The sequence below is a fragment of the Streptomyces sp. NPDC001927 genome (genome assembly GCF_053594455.1).
This window is the reverse complement of the sequence record NZ_JBSFEN010000002.1, coordinates 21,224-38,704: the sequence shown is the minus strand read 5'-3', so window position 1 is coordinate 38,704 and position 17,481 is coordinate 21,224. Positions and strand designations below refer to the sequence as shown.

General features: G+C 71.9%; 12 protein-coding genes. 6 read left to right on the top strand and 6 right to left on the bottom strand.

What is annotated here, in order from left to right; all coding sequences use genetic code 11:
• Nucleotides 1-61: 61 nt before the first annotated feature.
• The 3 genes from ACWCO8_RS04765 to ACWCO8_RS04755 all read right to left on the bottom strand — a co-directional run bounded on the left by ACWCO8_RS04765 (nucleotide 62) and on the right by ACWCO8_RS04755 (nucleotide 4,317).
• Complete coding sequence (locus ACWCO8_RS04765; protein WP_392095515.1) at nucleotides 62-1,399, bottom strand: MFS transporter; 1,338 nt, start codon at nucleotides 1,397-1,399, stop codon at nucleotides 62-64.
• Between the two features lie 154 nt (nucleotides 1,400-1,553).
• Nucleotides 1,554-3,215 (bottom strand): amidohydrolase, encoded by a 1,662-nt coding sequence (locus tag ACWCO8_RS04760; RefSeq protein ID WP_451030926.1) that lies wholly within the window; start codon nucleotides 3,213-3,215, stop codon nucleotides 1,554-1,556.
• Nucleotides 3,216-3,417: 202 nt separating this feature from the next.
• Nucleotides 3,418-4,317, bottom strand: coding sequence for an Lrp/AsnC family transcriptional regulator (locus tag ACWCO8_RS04755; RefSeq protein WP_451030925.1), 900 nt, complete (start codon nucleotides 4,315-4,317; stop codon nucleotides 3,418-3,420).
• Nucleotides 4,318-4,499: 182 nt separating this feature from the next.
• Between ACWCO8_RS04755 and ACWCO8_RS04750 the strand changes: the two genes are divergently transcribed.
• The gene (locus tag ACWCO8_RS04750; RefSeq protein ID WP_451030924.1) at nucleotides 4,500-5,507 is read left to right on the top strand and encodes a C-terminal binding protein; all 1,008 of its coding nucleotides are present in this window, start codon (nucleotides 4,500-4,502) and stop codon (nucleotides 5,505-5,507) included.
• On the top strand, nucleotides 5,504-6,292 hold the full coding sequence (locus ACWCO8_RS04745) for a class II aldolase/adducin family protein (protein ID WP_451030923.1): 789 nt from the start codon (nucleotides 5,504-5,506) through the stop codon (nucleotides 6,290-6,292). The genes ACWCO8_RS04750 and ACWCO8_RS04745 overlap by 4 nt, the downstream gene beginning before the upstream one ends.
• Here ACWCO8_RS04745 and ACWCO8_RS04740 read toward each other — a convergent pair.
• On the bottom strand, nucleotides 6,280-7,464 hold the full coding sequence (locus tag ACWCO8_RS04740) for a PP2C family protein-serine/threonine phosphatase (RefSeq protein WP_451030922.1): 1,185 nt from the start codon (nucleotides 7,462-7,464) through the stop codon (nucleotides 6,280-6,282). The genes ACWCO8_RS04745 and ACWCO8_RS04740 overlap by 13 nt on opposite strands.
• Before the next feature lie 139 nt (nucleotides 7,465-7,603).
• Between ACWCO8_RS04740 and ACWCO8_RS04735 the strand changes: the two genes are divergently transcribed.
• The 3 genes from ACWCO8_RS04735 (at nucleotide 7,604) to ACWCO8_RS04725 (ending at nucleotide 11,451) form a co-directional block, all read left to right on the top strand.
• Nucleotides 7,604-8,176, top strand: coding sequence for a dihydrofolate reductase family protein (locus tag ACWCO8_RS04735; protein WP_451030921.1), 573 nt, complete (start codon nucleotides 7,604-7,606; stop codon nucleotides 8,174-8,176).
• A gap of 97 nt (nucleotides 8,177-8,273) precedes the next feature.
• Nucleotides 8,274-9,518, top strand: a complete 1,245-nt coding sequence (locus tag ACWCO8_RS04730) for a serine hydrolase domain-containing protein (protein ID WP_451030920.1) — start codon at nucleotides 8,274-8,276, stop codon at nucleotides 9,516-9,518.
• Between the two features lie 133 nt (nucleotides 9,519-9,651).
• A complete protein-coding gene (locus tag ACWCO8_RS04725) occupies nucleotides 9,652-11,451 on the top strand; it encodes an ATP-binding SpoIIE family protein phosphatase (protein WP_451030919.1) in 1,800 nt (599 codons plus the stop codon).
• A 55-nt stretch (nucleotides 11,452-11,506) separates the two neighbouring features.
• Here the strand turns inward: ACWCO8_RS04725 and ACWCO8_RS04720 are convergent, their stop codons facing one another.
• On the bottom strand, nucleotides 11,507-13,708 hold the full coding sequence (locus ACWCO8_RS04720) for an OmpL47-type beta-barrel domain-containing protein (RefSeq protein WP_451030918.1): 2,202 nt from the start codon (nucleotides 13,706-13,708) through the stop codon (nucleotides 11,507-11,509).
• Between the two features lie 14 nt (nucleotides 13,709-13,722).
• Nucleotides 13,723-16,215 (bottom strand): ThuA domain-containing protein, encoded by a 2,493-nt coding sequence (locus tag ACWCO8_RS04715; RefSeq protein ID WP_451030917.1) that lies wholly within the window; start codon nucleotides 16,213-16,215, stop codon nucleotides 13,723-13,725.
• A gap of 195 nt (nucleotides 16,216-16,410) precedes the next feature.
• Between ACWCO8_RS04715 and ACWCO8_RS04710 the strand changes: the two genes are divergently transcribed.
• Nucleotides 16,411-17,418, top strand: coding sequence for a multicopper oxidase domain-containing protein (locus tag ACWCO8_RS04710; protein WP_451030916.1), 1,008 nt, complete (start codon nucleotides 16,411-16,413; stop codon nucleotides 17,416-17,418).
• Nucleotides 17,419-17,481: the final 63 nt, after the last annotated feature.

The following is a 17,481-nucleotide window of genomic DNA, read 5'->3' as shown; positions in this document are numbered from 1 at the left end:
GACATGAGACGCGGCCGGGGCCATGGGCACGGATGCCCATGACCCCGGCCGGCCCCTCCGGTCACGCCACCGGCACGGTCGCCTTCGCCGGGCGCGGTGCCACGTCGCCCGCCTCGGGCGCGCCCAGTCGGCGCAGGCGCAGCGTGCACCAGATGCCGATCGCGGAGATGGCCATGAGCAGGGCCGCGGCCGGCCAGTAGTGGCCGCCGACGAGCGCGGTGAGCGAGACCGCGGCCAGCGGGGCGAAGCCGCCGAAGATCATGTTGCAGATCTGGTAGGAGAGCGAGATGCCGGTGTAGCGCACCCGGGGCTCGAAGCCCTCGGCGAGGATCGCCGCGATGGGGCCGTACAGCGCGGACATCACGAGCCGCATCGCCAGCATGCTGAGGTAGATCAGGACCACGCTCCCGGTCCCGAGCGCCAGGAACTGCGGGACGGACAGGACGATGACGCCCGCCAGGCCCGCCACGACGACCTTGTGTGCGCCGATGCGGTCACCGAGCCAGGACAGGCCGGGGGTGACGACGAGTTCCAGGAAGGCCGCCAGGGAGAGGCCGTTCAGGAGCATCGACTCGGAGAGTTCCAGCTCGCCCGTCCCGTACGCCAGGAGGTAGCTGGTCACCACGTAGTAGCCGCCGGTCGCGGTGGCGAGCGCGAAGACTCCGACGAGGACGGTGCGCCAGGAGGTCTGGAGGACCTCCACGAGCGGGAGCTTCGTCTCGACGGTGTTCTGGGCCCGGATCTCCTCCATGACCGGGGCCTCCTCCAGCTTCAGCCGGATGACGAGGCCGATGACGACGAGGACCGCGGAGGCGAGGAACGGCACGCGCCAGCCCCAGCTGTCGAAGGCCTCGTCTCCCCAGAGGTTCATCAGGGAGAAGGCGCCGGTGGACAGCAGGGCGCCCACGGAGGAGCCGAGTTGGGCGAAGGAACCGAAGAAGGTGGCCCGGCCCTTGGGCGCGTTCTCCACGGCGACGAGGACCGCGCCGCCCCACTCGCCGCCGATCGCGATGCCCTGGATCAGGCGGAGCACGATGAGCAGGATCGGAGCGAGGACGCCTACCTGGGCGTACGTCGGGAGCAGACCGATCGCGAAGGAGGCGACGCCCATCATGAGCAGCGTGATGACGAGGGTCTTCTTGCGGCCGACCCGATCACCGATGTGCCCGAAGACGATCCCGCCGAGGGGGCGGAGCAGGAAGCCGACGGCGAAGGTGCCGAAGGCGGACAGGGTCCGCAGCGCCGGGGGCATGTCGGCGGGGAAGAAGACGTCGTCGAAGACGATCGCGGCGGCGGTGGCGAAGGCGTAGAAGTCGTACCACTCGATGGATGTGCCGACGAGGGCGGCGAGCGCGGCTCTCATCGGGTTCTGCGGGCGTGCCGCTGGGGACTGGGACACGAGGGGCCTCCGGCTGGGCGGTGAGCAGGGGGAGTTGTGGGGACGGGGGTACGGCGGGGGAACGCGGTGACGGTGGTGCGGGGGAGTGGGGCGCGGGGAGGGAGCGGGGCGGCCGGGAGCGGGGGAGCTGCTGGGCGCCACGAGCTACGACGCCTCAGCGGCCCGGTGCCGCCCAGGCGCGCTCGCCGCCGATCCAGGTCTCGCGGACGCCGATCGAGGCGAGCGCGGCCGGGTCGGCGAGCAGCGGGTCCGCGTCGAGGACGACGAAGTCGGCGAGCATCCCGGGCGCGAGGGCGCCGACGGCGTGCTCGCGGTGCAGGGCCGCCGCGGCGGCACCGGTGTGGGCGTGCAGACCTTCGGCGACGGACACGCGCAGCGACTCGTCGCCGAGGACCGTGCCGAGGACGGTACGGCGGGTCGCCGCCGCCGAGACGGCCTCCAGCGGGGCGGGCGGGGCGACGGGCGCGTCGGAGCTGAACACGACCGGGACGCCGGCGGGCAGGCAGGGCCCGGCCGGGTTGTACCGGTGGCCGAGGTCGCCGACCGCCGTCAGCGTGCCGTCGCCGGTACGGAGGTGGTGCTGCGGCTGCATGACGGGGACGACGCCGAGCTCGCCCATGCGCGTGATCTGCTCGTCGGTCGGCAGGCCGCAGTGCTCGATGCGGTGGCGCATGTCGGGGCGCGGAACGTCCGCCTGGGCCTTCTCGATCGCGTCGAGGACCATGCCGATCGCGAAGGGGGACTGCGCGTGGGTCGCGGTCTGGAGGCCGGCCCGGTGCGCCTTCGCGACGATCTCCGCGTACTCCTCGGCCGAGTGGTAGAGCTGCCCGTGGTGGCAGCAGTCGGCGGCGTACCCCTCGGGGAAGTACGCGGTCCAGCCGCCGAGCGTCCCGTCCGCGTAGAACTTCACGCCCTGGACACGGAACAGGTCGTCGCCGAAGCCGCGCACCGCGCCGAGGTCGAGGGCGGTGTCGACCAGCGCGGAGGTGAGGTACGCCGAGACCCGCATGCGCAGCGAGCCGTCGGCGCGGGCCCGCAGATAGGTCTCCATCTCCCGGCGCGAGGCCTGGGCGTCGCCGACCGTCGTCACACCGGCGGCCAGGAACGTCTCCTGGGCCCGCATCAGATGGTCGGCCATGATCGCGTCGGGCTCGGAGAGGTGGAAGTTCGGGCCGTGGTTGCCGATCTTCACGCCGCCGGGGCCGGTGAGCAGGTCGCAGGCGGCGTCCCACAGCTGCCCGTCCGGCTCGCCGGACTCCAGCCGTCCGATGGATCCGCCCTCGGGGTCCGGGGTGCCGGCCGTGATGCCGCAGGCGCGCAGAGTGTGGGAGTTGACGACGCCGCCGTGGCCGGAGGCGTTCATGACGTACACCTCGCGGTCGGTGGCGATCCGGTCGAGGTCGTGACAGGTGGGGTGCCGACGCTCGGCGAGCCGGCGGTGCTCGTAGCCGAAGCCGCGGACGGGTACGCCGGCGGGCAGCTCGCGGGCGGCCTCGGTCAGCACGGCGACGAGGGTGTCGATGTCCGGAACGCGCTCGGGGCGACAGTCGACCCAGGCGAGCGCCTGGCCGTACATCACGGGGTGGCAGTGGGCGTCGACGAAGCCCGGGTGGACCAGGCCGCCGTCGAGCTCCAGGGTCTCGTCGGCGCTGCCGCCGAGGGCGGCGCGGGCGTCGGCGGCCGTGCCGACGTGGACGACACGGTCGCCGCGGACGGCGAGGGCCTCGGCCCGCACGTCGGTGCCCGGGACGGCGACGGCCGCGCCGGTGACGAGGAGGGTGCGCTCGGCGCGGGTCCTGGGGAGGGGGTGGTGCATGAGGGGAGCCTGCTTTCGGCCAAGGGGGTGCCAGAACGGCTGAATCGTTCGTGAGGACGATAGGGAACGAACGACGCGTTGGCCAGAGGTGAACGGAAAAAACTCTTCGGAGGTGTGGACTCGTTTCGCTTACGGATCGTCTGTGGCGGGGGTGTCGCGGCCGACGGTGTCGCGGCCGACGGCGTCGCGGTCGGCCGTCTCGCTACGCGGCGGGGGTGCCGAGGTCGTACCGCTCCTTGACCAGCTCCAGGTGGACCCAGCTCTCCACCCCGCGCACGCCGGGCAGGGCGCGCGCGGCGTCGAGCGTCGCCCGTGCCGACCCGAGGGACTCGGCGGTGATGGTGCCGACCAGCTCCGCCCGCCCGACGCAGGCGGAGAGGAAGGAGACCTGGTCCCAGGCCGCCAGCTCCCGGGCGACGGGCTCGCGCGCGCCCTCGACGCGCACGGCGAACCCGCAGAGGAGGCCGAGGCCCAGGACCTCGGGCCGGATCAGCGCGAGCACCTTGACCACGCCGCCCTCCAGGAGCCGGAGCGTGCGCGCGCGGGTGGCGCCGGGGGAGAGCCCGACGCGCTCGGCGAGATCGGCGAACGGCAGGCGGCCGTCCTGTTCGAGGGCGTCGAGGAGCCGGAAGTCGGTCTCGTCGAGGTCCGAGACCGTCGGATCGTCCGCCATCAGGTAGGGGTCCTTGAGGTGGCGGGTGCTGATCAGCGGATCGACCCCCGCGACGTTCGGTACCGAGCGCACGGCTTCGATCGTCCGGTCGAGCGCGTCGAAGCCCGGGGTGCGCAGCTCGGCCATGATGGCGTGCCGGCCGGCGGTGAGGGTGACGAAGGGGGCCTGCGGCATCGCGGCGATCGCCCGCGCCACGGGCTCCGCCGCGCCGCGCACGTCGATCGACAGGTGCGCGGACGCGGTCAGCCCGCGGACCGCGGGGTGGACGACGGCGACGACCCGTACGGTTCCCGGCTCCAGGAGGCGCTGCACGCGGGCGCGCGTCGCGGGCCGGGACAGTCCGACGCGCTGGGCGAGCGCCTCGTAGGTGAGGCGTCCGTCGGTCTGCAGCTCGCGCACGATGGCCAGGTCGATGTGGTCCAGGTCCACAGGGGGTTCTCCTCTGTTCGTTCCGTCGTCATTCTCGGCCACCGGCGGTCGGTGCTGAATCGATCGTGACGCGCGTCACAAGTATGTGATATCGGCGGCCCTGGACATCGCAAACTGCTGAAACGTAGCTTGTTGGCGATTCGAGCGAACGAATCGTCCATCACTGCGAAGAGGGGAGTCCCGTGAGCCGTCCCGTTGCCAGTCGTCCGGTCGCCGTGTTCACCGACACCGAGGACCTGGACCCGCGGCCGGGGGTACGGCTGCTCGTGGACGCCGGATTCGAGGTCCGCGTCGCGGGGACCCGGGACCCCGACGTCCTCGCCGAGACCGCCCGCGACGCCGACGCCCTGATCGTCGGCTACGCGCGGATCGACGCCGCGCTGCTCGACCGGCTGCGCGGGGTGCGGATCCTCGCCACGATGTCCGCCGGGTACGACATGGTCGACACGGAGGAGGCCCGGCGGCGGGGCCTGTGGGTGACGAACCTGCCCGACGTGGCGACGGAGGACGTGGCCGTCCACGCCCTCGCCTCCGCCCTCTCGCTGGTGCGGCGGCTCCCGCAGGCCGACGCCGTCGTCCGGGCCGGCGGCTGGAACGCGGAGTTCGTCGATCAGGGCCCTCTGCCGCGCCGTGCGAGCGAACTGACGCTGGGACTCGTCGGGTTCGGCCGGATCGCCCGGACACTGGCCACGTTCGCGGCCCCCGTCTTCGGCCGCGTGGCCGCCTTCGACCCGCACGCCGACCCCGCCCACTGGCCGGCCGGCGTCCAGCGGTACGAGGACCTCGGCGAACTCGCCGCCGCCTCCGACGTCCTCTCCCTGCACGTCCCGTTGACCCCGGGCACCCACCGCCTCGTCGACGCCGCGCTCCTCGAGCGGATGCGCCCCGGCGGCTTCCTCGTGAACGTCGCACGCGGTGAACTCGTCGATCCCGAGGCGCTGTTGGCGGCTCTCGACTCCCACCGCCTGGCCGGTGCGGCCCTCGACGTCCTCCCGGTCGAACCGCCGCCGGCCGACGACCCGCTGCGCCGTCACCCCCGTATCCAGCTCTCCCCGCACAGCGCCTTCCTGTCCGACACCTCGCGCCGCGGCTACGTGTGCCGCCCCGCCGAGAACATCGTCGCCTGGCACCGCACCGGGCGCCCCCTCACGCCCGTCGTCGACCCCACCACCGCAGGAGCCCCCGCATGACCGTCACCGCACCCCTCCCGTCGACCACGCCCGGCGCGGACGCCGCCGAGGAGCTGAGGCTGCGCCGCGAACTCGCCGCCGTGTACCGGCTCGTCGCGCACTTCCGGATGACCGACCTGATCTTCACCCACATCTCGCTGCGCCTGCCAGGACCCGACCACCACTTCCTGATCAACCCCTACGGGCTCCTCTTCGAGGAGATCACCGCCTCCAACCTGGTCAAGATCGACCTCGACGGGAACCCGGTCGAGCCGACCCCGTACCCCGTCAACCCGGCCGGGTTCGTGATCCACAGCGCCATCCACGCGGCCCGTACCGACGCCCACTGCGTGCTCCACACCCACACCAAGGCCGGCTGCGCCGTCGCCGCGCAGGAGGGCGGACTGCTCCCCCTCAACCAGATGTCGATGGAGTTCTACGACCGCGTCGGCTACCACGACTACGAGGGCGTCGCCCTCAACCTCGACGAACAGGAGCGCCTGGTCGCCGACATCGGCACGCACCCGGCGCTGATCCTGCGCAACCACGGTCTCCTGACGGTCGGCGAGAGCGCGGCCCAGGCCTTCCTGCGGATGTACTACCTGGAGCGGGCCTGCGAGATCCAGGTCACGGCGCAGGGGGGCGGCGGCGCCCTGACCGTCCCGTCGGCCGAGATCTGCGCGTACACGGCCCGACAGCTGGCCGGCGAGGCCTCCGCGGACTTCCAGGACGACGACGCCTACGACCTCGCCTGGGCGGCGATGCTGCGCCTGCTCGACCGGACCTGCCCGGACTACAAGGACTGACCGCGAAGGGGCCGGCCTGCGCGGGCCGGGCGTTGCGGAGGCGGCCGCGAAGGGCGTTGGACGGCGAGCAGGGCCATGTCGTCGGACGCGCCGCCGTCGGAGTGGCCTCGGACATCGGTCACGAGCGCGGTGAGCAGCCGCTCGGGCGAGGAGAAGGCGCGCCCGCGCAGCCGATCCGCCGGTTCGTACATGATTCCGGAGGCGTCACGGGCCTCCGAGAGCCCGTCCGTGTAGAGCAGGAGCATGGCCTCGGGCGGGAACGCCCAGACGTCGGCGGTGGCCGGCCCGGAGCCGACGCCCCCGAGGCCCAGCGGCAGGGCGAACTCCCGGGGTGTGAGGCCGGTGACGCCGCCGTCGGCGAGGAGCAGCGGTTCGGGGTGCCCGTGGTAGAGCACGCGCACGACCTCGTGACCCGGCGGTATCTCCACGAGCGCGCAGGTGGCGAACCCCTCCAGGTCGTCGATGCCGCTGCGGCGCGCGCCCTCCCGGGACAGGGCGCGCTCCAGGCTCCCCATCACGGCGGCGAGCTCCGGCTCCCTGTCCACCGCCTCCCAGAAGGCCCCCAGGAGCACGGAGACCGTCTCGATCGCGCCGAGCCCCTTGCCCCTGACATCGCCGATCAGGAGACGGACACCGTGCGGCGAGGCGCTCGCCGCGTAGAGATCCCCGCCGATCAGGGTGTCCTCCTGGGCGGCCTCGTAGCGGGCGCCCAGCCGGAGGCCGTCGACGCGCTGGGGCGGAGTCGGCAGGACGGCCCGCTGGGCCGCCTCGGCCACGCCCCGGGCCGTCGCGAGCCGCTCGCGGCTGTGCCGCACGACACGGTTGAGGAGAACGGCGATCGCCGTGACGAAGACGACGGTGGCGGCCTCCGTCACAAGGCCGAGGACCGCGCCGCTCCCGGGCATCACGGGCATCGATCGGTGCAGGAGCACGATGGCGACCAGGCCGAACGCGCCGAAGAGCGCGGTCGCCCAGCCGGTGAAGAGCGGCGCCGCGATCAGGGGTGCCGAGACGAAGAGCGGGGTGCCGGTCAGTTCTCTGGGGGTGGCGAGCTGGAAGGCGATGCCGAGGCCCGCCAGGAGGAACGGGAGCGCGCGCACGAGCCGCCACGCGGTGCCGTCGGGGGCGTCGCCCCAGGAGCGGTGGGAGACGCTTCGGAGTCTCGGGTCCACAGGCCCTCCTGCGGGGAGGATTCCCGCCCGTCCCAGTATGCGGGCGGCCGGGTGGCGCTGCGACTGGTGCTCGCCCGGGTGGAATGATCACCCTGACGGGCCTCGCCCCACCCACGCCCACGACAGCAAGGGAACTCTGATGCGCACGCTGATCTCAACGGCCTTCATCTCGCTCGACGGCGTCGTGGAGGCGCCGGGCGGAGAGCCCGGGTACCGCAACTCCGGCTGGACCTTCAAGCACACCGAGTTCCTCCCGGAGGCCTACGAGATCAAGGGGCGCGAGCAGCAGGAGGCCGCCGCGATGCTCCTTGGCCGGGTCAGCTACGAGGCGTTCAGCCCGGTGTGGCCGGCCATGGAGGAGTTCGCCGAGTACAAGGTGATGCCGAAGTACGTCGTCTCCACCACGCTCACCGAGGACCGGCTGGTCTCCGACTGGGGCGACACCACGATCCTGCGCTCGCTCGACGACGTGGCCGCGCTGAAGGAGACCGAGGGCGGCCCGATCATCGTCCACGGCAGCGCGAGCCTGAACCAGGCCCTCTCGGACGCGGGCCTCATCGACCGCTACCACCTGCTGGTCTTCCCGCTCCTGCTCGGCGCCGGAAAGCGCCTGTTCAGCACCACCGACAAGGACGCCCAGAAGCTGAAGCTCGTCGAGTACGAGGCGTACGCCAACGGCCTGCAGAAGCAGGTCTTCGACGTCGTCCGCTGACGGCGCTCCGGGCGCCTGTGCGACTTTGCGGGTGACGTCCGCGCGGGTCGGCGCCCGCCGACCCGCCGCACGGGAGCCCCCGGCCGATACTCCGGCCATGACTCCAGCCCGTTCCACCGCGCGGTCCCGCCGTGCCCTCGTCGCCGCGCTCACCGCACTCGTCGCCCTCAGCACCTCGGTCACGGCCGCGGGCACCGCCGCCGGCACAGCGGCGGGCGACGGCGGCCGCCGCGGGCCGTGCGCCGGCTCCCGAGTGCCCGCCCACGGCCCGGCCCGCGACGTCGTGCGCGTCGCCGAGCAGGCCAGGACGGAGATGGACCTCAAGTCCGTCACCGTGCGCGTCACCGTCGACGGCCGTGAGGTCGTCACCGCCGCGCTCGGCGAGTCGATGACGGGCGTACCGGCCGACCCCGCCCTGCACTTCCGCAACGGCAACGTGGCGATCAGCTACATGGGAACGGCCCTGCTCCGCCTGGTCGACCAGGGCAAGGTCGGTCTCGACGACCCCGTCGCGCGCTGGCTGCCCGACCTTCCGAACGGCGAGCGGATCACCCTGCGCATGCTGGCCGCGTCCACCACCGGTCTCCGCGACTACGTCCCCCTCCCCGAGTTCCAGCAGGCCGTCTCCGCCGACCCGTTCCGCCAGTGGACCGCGAAGGAGTTGGTGGCCCTGTCGGCCGGCGGGCCGCGCTGGTACGACCCAGGTACGAACTGGAGCTACTCGCACGCCAACTTCCTCCTCCTCGGCGCCGCCCTGGAGAAGATCACCGGGACCCGGCTCGACGTCCTGCTCCGGCGTCAGATCCTGGGCCCGCTCGGGCTGCGCGAGACCAGCAACAGCTTCACGCCCGACATTCCGGAGCCCGTCCTGCACGCCTTCACCGCCGACCGGGGGACGTACGAGGAGTCCACCTTCTGGAACCCCTCGTGGACCACCGCCCCCGGCGCCGTCCAGACCACCGACATCTGCGACCTGGCCCGCTCGGCCGCCGCCATCGGCTCGGGGGAGCTGCTCTCGCCGTCCTCGTACCAACAGCTCCTGAACCCGGGCACGGTGGGCCTCGGCCACCAGACCCCCACCTGCCCGGCGACCGTCTGCCTGGCGAACACCGAAGCCACCCACTACGGCATGGGCGTGGTCGTGCTCGGCGACTGGATCTCCCAGCACCCCCTCTTCTTCGGCTACTCCGCCTCCATGGACTACCTCCCGTCCGAGCGCCTGGCCATCGCCGTCTCGACCACCCAGGGCCCCGCCGCATCCGACGGCCACACCGCCCACGTCATCGCCCAGCGCATCGCGGCGGCACTCGCTCCCGAGCACCCGATCCCCGACTTCGGCTGACCGGCAGGCGTCCCGCACCGCGTCACAGCCGGGTCACCTTCGAACGCTGCCCGCCGAGATCATCCCAATCGGCCGGGAAGAGGTGCATGCTGGGCACCAACAGCGGTCGAATCCCTGTCTGGAGGCCGAAAGAGTGAGTGGCGGCAACGGCAGACGGCGCCTGGCGCGCCGCGCCTCGGCCGGAAACGGTGCGGCGTTGTTCCGCTCGGCCGGGGCGCGCAAGCGGCTCGCGGCGAGCGCCGGCGAGGTTCCCCTCGACCGGATCAGCACACGGGGTCGGCTCGCCTGGCTGAACTCCGCGGGGTCCAGGATCGGCACCACCCTGGACCTGGAGCGCACCGCCCAGGAGCTGGCGGAGTTCACCGTGCCGGGCTTCGCCGACGGGGCCGCCGTCGACATCCTGGAGAGCGTACTGCGGGGCGACGAGGGCGCACGGTGGACGGGCAGCGGCGTTCCGCTCATGCGGGCCACCGCCCTGTGCGCCGTCGACGAGCTGGCCACCCTGGAGCCCACCCCGGTCGGCGAGACCTCCGTCCGGTCCGAGGAGGCCCACGAGACGCTGCTCCACCGGTACTGCCTGCGCCAGGGCAGGCCGGTCCTCGTGAGCCGGATGGGAGAGGCCGACTACCTCCGGGTCGCGCCGACGGAGAGCGCCGCCGCGAGCATGCGCGCCGCCGGAGTGCACAGCTACCTCGCCGTCCCGCTGATCGCCCGCGGACTGCTGCTCGGCAGCGCGGACTTCGTCCGCGGCCGCGGCACACCGCCGTTCTCCACCACGGACCTCGCCCTCGCGGAGCACCTCGCCTCCCAGGCCGCCGTCTACATCGACAACGCCCGGCTGTACGGGCGCGAGCGCGAGCGCGTCGTCTCGCTCCAGCGCAGCCTGCTGCCCCGCGCGACCCCGGTGACGCCGGGGCTGCGCGTCCACGCCGAGTACGCGCCCTCGACCGCCCACCACGGCGTCGGCGGGGACTGGTACGACGTCATGGCCCTGCCCGGCGGACGTACGGCCCTCATGGTGGGCGACGTCATGGGCCACGGGCTGCCCGCCGCCGCGACCATGGGGCGGCTGCGGGCCGTCGCCCGGACCCTGATGACCCTGGACATGGCGCCCGAGCGCGTGCTGGCCCGGCTCGACCTCGCCACCCGTGACCTGGAGGACGAGCAGGTCGCCACGTTCCTCTGCGCGGTCTTCGACCCGGCCGACGCGACGTACACGCTGGCCAGCGCCGGGCACCTGCCCCCGCTGCTCCTCGACGGGCAGGGCGCCGCCGAGTTCGTGGACGTACCGGTCGGCGCGCCGCTCGGCGCGGGAGTGATTCCGTACGACCCGATCCGGCTGAAGGTGCCGGAGGACGGCCATCTCGTCCTCTACTCCGACGGTCTCGTCAAGTCCCGGCGTACCGACCTGGACCACCAGCTGGAGCGGCTGCGGTCGGCGGCGCGCGGACTGACGTCCGACGCCCTCGCACGCGGCGCCCTCCTCGAGCGTGCCCCGGCCGACGCGCCCCGCTTCGACGAGGCCGTGCTCCTGGCCGCGACGACCGCCTCGGGCACCCCGGACGAGCTGCGCGAGTGGGAGCTGCCCAGGGAGGGGCGTGCGGCATCCGTGGCGCGGCGGCTTGTCACGGAGCAACTGGCCGACTGGGAGCTGGCGGAGCTCGCCGACGTCTGCGAGCTCGTCGTGTCGGAACTCGTCGGCAACGCCCTGCGCTACGGCAACGGCCCCGGCCGGCTCCGGCTGCTGCGGGGCGAGCGGCTCGTCGTGGAGGTCTCCGACACCGGCCCCGACCTGCCCCAGATCCAGCACGCCGACCTCAGCGACGAGGGCGGCCGGGGGCTCCAGCTCATCAACATGCTCTGCCGCCGCTGGGGCACCTGCCGCACGGAGACCGGCAAGGTGGTCTGGGCGGAGCAGAACCTGCCGTCCTGAGCACAGGTGAGGGCCCCTCCCGGGACGGGGGAGGGGCCCTCACGTCTCTCGCGGGCTAGAGCTGCTTCACCCGGATATTGCGGTACGAGATGACGTCCGTCGTGCCGTGGACCTGGAGGCCGATGTAGCCGGAGGCGTAGCGCCGGCCGTCGGTGCCCGGGTCGTCGGCCCGCGGCGGCTGGAAGAGCTGACCGCCGGTGTTGTCGAACTCGTTGATGAGCTTGCCGTTGCGGAAGACCGAGTAGTGCTGGCCCTCCACCCGGATCTCGTAGTCGTTCCAGGTGCCCTTGGGGGTCACGCCGGCGCCGGCGAGGCCCACCCGGTCGAAGCCGTAGATCGAGCCCGACTTGTACATGTCGCCGTCGGGCCGGTCGAGGACCTGGATCTCATGGCCGTACTTGATCGCGACCCACTCGGGGCGCGACTCCTCGGGGTTGTCATGGACGTACGGGAAGCGCACGAAGACACCGCCGTTGGCGTTGCCGGCGCCGGGGGCGTCGTCGCGCCACTGGAGCTTGAGCGAGAAGTCGCCGTACTGCCGCTGCGGGAACCACAGCATGCCCATGCCCGGCACCGTGGTGCTGCTGGTCATGGCCCCGTCCGCGCCGAGCGCGAACTTGCCGCCGCCGACGTGCTGCCACTTGGAGAAGGACGCGGCGGTGCCGTCGAAGAGGTCGCGGTACCCCTCGGTCTGGCCCGGCTTGCCGATGCCCGACTGCTTGGCCGCGCGGTAGATCTTCCTGTGCTCGCGGGTGTCGATGACACCGTCGGCGAGCAGCCGGTCGATCACCGTGTCGACGTGCTTGAGGAACAGCGCGTGCGAGGACCAGTCCTTCTCGTCCTCGATGAGTTCGTTGACCGTGCAGCGGCTGTTGGTCATCCGGTTCGGGACGCCGGTGTCGACCGTCCCGACGATGACCGTCGACCGCTCGTCGAACTCGGGGCAGTTGGGCGCCGGCACGCCGCCGCCCTCGGCGACGGTGAAGGAGACGTTCCTGGCCGTGGAGGTGTTCCCCGCCTTGTCCGTCGCCCGGTACAGCACCGTGTGGTGGCCGACGCGGTCGACGATCACCGGGGTGGTGTATTCCAGGTACGGGCCCGCGTCGAGCGAGTACTCGATCCGCTCGACGCCCGAGTCCGCGTCGGTCGCCGTCAGTGTCACGATGGCGCTGGTGATGTACGCGCCGTCGGAGTTGCGCTGCCCCGCGACCGTGGAGGAGGCCTCCGGGGCGGTCGTGTCGGGATCGGGCTGGGTCACGACCGTGAAGCTCACGGTCTTCTCGGCGGCGGCGTTGCCCGCCTTGTCGGTCGCCTTGTAGCGGACGGTGTGGGCGCCCGCCTGGTGCACCATCACGGGCGCGGTGTACGGCTGCCAGGCGCCGTCGCCGAGCGCGTACTCGATGGTGTTGACGCCCGAGCCGGTGTCGGACGCGGTGACCGTGACCGTGGCCATGTCGAGGTAGCGGCCCTGGTCGTCCTGCTCGCCGGTCACGGTCGCCGAGGTCTCGGGCGCCGTCGTGTCGTCGGTGGGCGGGGCGACGACGGCGAACGCGGCGGTCTTCTCGGCGGCCGTGTTGCCCGCCTTGTCGCTCGCCCGGTAGCGGATCGTGTGCGCCCCGACCTGGTCGACGACGACCGGGACGGTGTACGGCTGCCACGGGCCGTCCGCGCCGACCGCGTACTCGACCTTGTCGACGCCCGAACCGGCGTCCGTCGCGCCGAGCGTGACCGTCGCCTGGCCGACGTACGCGCCGTCGCCGTTGCGGTCCCCCTCGACCTTGGCGGTCGTCTCCGGCGCGGTGGTGTCCTCGTTGCCTGCCTCGGTGACGGTGAGGATGCCCTGCATCTGGCCGTGGCCCGGGATCGTGCACTTGAAGAGGTACCGGCCCGGGGTCAGCGTCACCTCGGCCGTGTGCCGGCCGCCGTTCGCGTCGCTCGGATTGGCCAGGATGTTGAGCGGGACGTCGTTGTTGTACTCGGGGTCGGAGACGTCGAACGTCAGGGTGTGCGGCATGCCGGTCGTGTTGCCGCTCGCCGTGCTGTTCTCGAAGACGATGGTCGTCGCGCCCGCCACCGCCGTCGTCGGGAACTCCAGGTAGCGGTCGATCGGATCGCCCGCCTTCCAGGTCAGCACCTGCGCCGCGGCGGACCGCCGGCCGTCGTCGGTCCTGCCGTAGGCGGAGGCCGAGGTCAGCCCCACGACCATCGCCAGGGCGGCCAGCAGGGCCGCCCACAGGCTCGGGCCTCTGTGTCTCATGGACAGGCTTCTGTTCACTGCGCCGCCTTCCGTGCGAGCTGGTCCGCGGCCGGGGTGGGCCCGCCGCCCTTGTAGGTCACGCGCCACAGCGCGGAGTCGGGGTGCGAGGTGAAGAAGCCGCGCCCGTAGTCGAGGACGTACAGCGAACCGTCCGGGGCGAACTTCCAGTCCATCAGGTTCCTGATGCCGCCCTGGCCGACCGGGATGATCTTCTTCAACGACTCGGCGTGCACCGGCAGTCCGCCCTTGCCGACCGTCTTCGGATCGGTCAGCACGGCGTGCCGCGGCTGGTCCCCGTCGTAGAAGTCACCGACGAACCACTTGCCGTCCCAGTACGACGGCCACTTGACCGTCGAGTCGCTCGCCGCGTCGTAGCGGTACAGCGGACCGTTCATGGTCGCCTGCCCGCCGCCCTTGAGCCACGGGAGCAGCAGCTTCTGCTCCTCCTGCTTGTAGCTCGGGATGCCGTTGGCGTCCCTCGGGTAGTCGACGCCGCCGCCCTGGGGCGAGTACCAGATGGTGTTGGACGTGATCGGCGGCAGGTTCACGAGGCCGTCGTTGTTGGGCGACTCGTTCTTCGGCGCGTTGCAGTCGTACCAGCCGAGCGGCTTGCTCGGATCGGTCAGGCCGCGGTCCCGGTAGGGCTGCTTGTTGCCCATGCAGTACGGCCAGCCGTGGTTGCCCGCCTTGGTGATCGCGGCGAATGTGTCGTACTTCGCCGGGCCCCAGGTCGTCGACGGCGCGCCCGCGTCGGGGCCGACCCAGCCCGCGTAGAGGATGTCGGTCGCCCTGTCGACGGAGATGCGCGCGGGGTTGCGTACGCCCATCACGTAGATCTCGCCCCGGGTCTTCCCGCCGCCCTCCTCGGTCTCCTCGCCGGTGAAGAGATTGCCCGCGGGGAGGGTGTAGGTGCCGTCGTCCTCGGGGTGGATCCGCAGGATCTTGCCGTTGAGGTTGTTGGTGTTGCCGGCGGTGCGGCGCGCGTCCGCGAAGGAGACGCCCTGGAAGTTCGGCGCGGGGTTGTTGCCCGAGTAACCGCCGCTGGATCCGGACGAGTTGGTGTCGCCTGTGGCGATGTAGAGGTTGCCCTTGGAGTCCCAGGCCATGCCGCCGCCCGCGTGGCAGCAGCTGTGGATCTGAACGGGCCAGTTCAGCAGCACCTTCTCGCTCGCGAGATCGAGCTTGTTCGTCGCGAGGTCGAGGGTGAAGCGGGAGACCCTCCGCTCGCCCAGGTGCGCGGCGCGGTCGATCCGGGAGTGCGGGGTGTAGTGCAGGTAGACCCAGCCGTTGGTCATGAACTCGGGGTCCAGCTCGATGCCGAGCAGCCCCTCCTCGTTCTTGATCAGCTCATCGCCGCCGCCCTTGTTGCCGAAGACGGTGAGCGCGCCGGCCTTGGTGACCAGCTTGGTCTTCGGGTCGTAGACGTGGATCTCGCCGTTGCCCTTGCCGATGTCCGGGTTGTTCCAGTCGGTGACCACCGGAACGCTCGAGTCGGCGCCGCCGCGGCCGATGTACAGGATCCGCCCGTCGGGGGCGGCGACCAGGCCGTGCGGCTCGCCGATCTGGTCGTTCTGGCCGGGCTGATTGGGCTTGGTGACCCGCTCGGCGGTGTAGTTCGCGTCGATCGTCGCCTTGCAGTCCGCCTGCGAGATGCGCGCGGTCCAGGCGATCGCGCCACGCAGGTGGTCGCGGAAGTCCGTCTCGGCGTAGCTGTCGACGGTGCCGCCCATGGCGGTGTAGAAGGACCGGCCGCCGTCGTAGTCACGGCACCAGGACACCGGGTGGTCCCAGCCGTTCGGCTTGGCCGCCGGCTGGAACGAGCCCTCCCGGACCCGCGCCACGGTGTGCACGGTGCCCGAGGGGTTGCGGTCCCAGTTGAACCACTTGTCGGGCCGCTTCCACTCCAGCGGAAGGGACTTGGTGGCCGGGTGCTGACGGTCGCCGACCTCCACCACGGCGCGCTGCGTGCTGCTCGGCGCGCCGGTCGGCCGTGCGCCGACCAGGCCGGTGAACCAGGAGGAGTACGGCTCGGTGCGGGCGGCCTCGTGGACGCCGACGAATCCGCCGCCCGCCTCCATGTAGGTCTCCAGGCCCGCCTCCTGCTCCGGGTCGAGCACATCGCCGCCCCCGGTCAGGAACACCACGGCGTTGAACTTGCCGAGCCGCCTGGCGTCGGTGAAGACGGCCGGGTCGTTCGTGGCCTCCGTACGGAAGCGGCCGGCGGCCGGACCGGTCAGGCCGATGGACTCGACGGCCGCTATCCCCGCGTCGACCGTCGGGGACTCGGCGGTCGCCGAACCGTGGAAGACGAGCACCTTCACGTTCGCGCCGCCCGGCGGAGACGGGAGAGACAACGTTGTCGATGCCGGGGTCGACGGTGGATCCGGATACGGTCTGGCCGAGGCGGGATCTCCGCCGAGCAGCGAGGCCGTCAGAACGCCTGCCCCAAGTGCCGCCACGGCAAGGCCTGTTCTTGATCTCGGTTGGCGATGTGGTGTGCGCTTCATGGGTCACCCATCCCTCTGAGGTCACAACAACAGCCGTTGAAGCTAGACCTCTTTGCTTGGTTCGCCAAGGGCTATGACCGCAACCGGACCGACTTTGTCCTGGATGTGGATAAACGACAGCCGTCCCGCTACCGTGTGGGCCGTCCCCAGGGGCTCCGCACCCGTCAATCTCCCCCGAAGACCGGAGAGTTCGACATGGACAGACGCAGCTTCAACCGTCGCCTGCTCGCGGGCGGGGCCGTCGCCGCGACCGGCGTGACATCGTTGTCTCTCGCCTCCGCCTCCAACGCCGCACCCGCCGCTCCACCCAGAACTGCCCCCGCCGGGGGCCAGATACGCCATCTCAAGCTGTACGCCGAGAAGTTGGCCGACGGCCGGATGGCGTACGGCCTGGAGAAGGGCAAGGCCACCGTGCCCGGCCCGCTGATCGAGATCGTCGAGGGCGACACCCTCCACATCGAGTTCGAGAACCTGATGGACGTCGCCGTGAGCCTGCATCCGCACGGTGTGGACTACGACATCGACAACGACGGCACGCGGATGAGCGGCAGCCACGTCGAACCCGGCGCCACCCGCACGTACACCTGGCGCACCCACGCGCCGGGCCGCCGCCCCGACGGCACCTGGCGCCCCGGCAGTGCCGGGTACTGGCACTACCACGACCACGTCGTCGGCACGGACCACGGCACAGGAGGCATCCGCAAGGGTCTGTACGGCGGCCTGATCGTGCGTCGGAAGGGCGACATCCTCCCGGACAAGCAGTTCACGATCGTCTTCAACGACATGACGATCAACAACCGGCCGGCGGCCGATCCGCCCAACTTCCTCGCCACGGTGGGGGACCGGGTGGAGATCATCATGATCACGCACGGCGAGTACTACCACACGTTCCACATGCACGGGCATCGCTGGGCGGACAACCGTACGGGGCTCCTGGCCGGCCCGGAGGACGTGAGCCGAGTCATCGACAACAAGATCACCGGCCCGGCCGATTCCTTCGGATTCCAGGTCATCGCGGGAGAACACGTCGGGGCAGGCGCCTGGATGTACCACTGCCACGTCCAGAGCCACTCCGACATGGGCATGGCCGGCCTCTTCCTGGTGGCCAAGCCGGACGGCACCGTCCCGGGCCACGGAGACCACGGAAGCCACGGCGCGGCCGCTTCGGAGGAGAAACCGGCAGGCGGCGCCCACCAGCACTGAGGCGGCGGGCGGCTCCTGGCGGCCCGGGCGCGCGCATCATGGAGGGAGAGCGCGTGCGTGCGA

Excerpts from the sequence above, each read along its gene's own strand:
- ACWCO8_RS04760 (WP_451030926.1), bottom strand. The coding sequence starts at position 3,215 with ATGCACCACCCCCTCCCCAGGACCCGCGCCGAGCGCACCCTCCTCGTC.
- ACWCO8_RS04745 (WP_451030923.1), top strand. The coding sequence starts at position 5,504 with ATGACCGTCACCGCACCCCTCCCGTCGACCACGCCCGGCGCGGACGCC.
- ACWCO8_RS04735 (WP_451030921.1), top strand. The coding sequence starts at position 7,604 with ATGCGCACGCTGATCTCAACGGCCTTCATCTCGCTCGACGGCGTCGTG.
- ACWCO8_RS04730 (WP_451030920.1), top strand. The coding sequence starts at position 8,274 with ATGACTCCAGCCCGTTCCACCGCGCGGTCCCGCCGTGCCCTCGTCGCC.
- ACWCO8_RS04720 (WP_451030918.1), bottom strand. The coding sequence starts at position 13,708 with ATGAGACACAGAGGCCCGAGCCTGTGGGCGGCCCTGCTGGCCGCCCTG.
- ACWCO8_RS04715 (WP_451030917.1), bottom strand. The coding sequence starts at position 16,215 with ATGAAGCGCACACCACATCGCCAACCGAGATCAAGAACAGGCCTTGCC.
- ACWCO8_RS04710 (WP_451030916.1), top strand. The coding sequence starts at position 16,411 with ATGGACAGACGCAGCTTCAACCGTCGCCTGCTCGCGGGCGGGGCCGTC.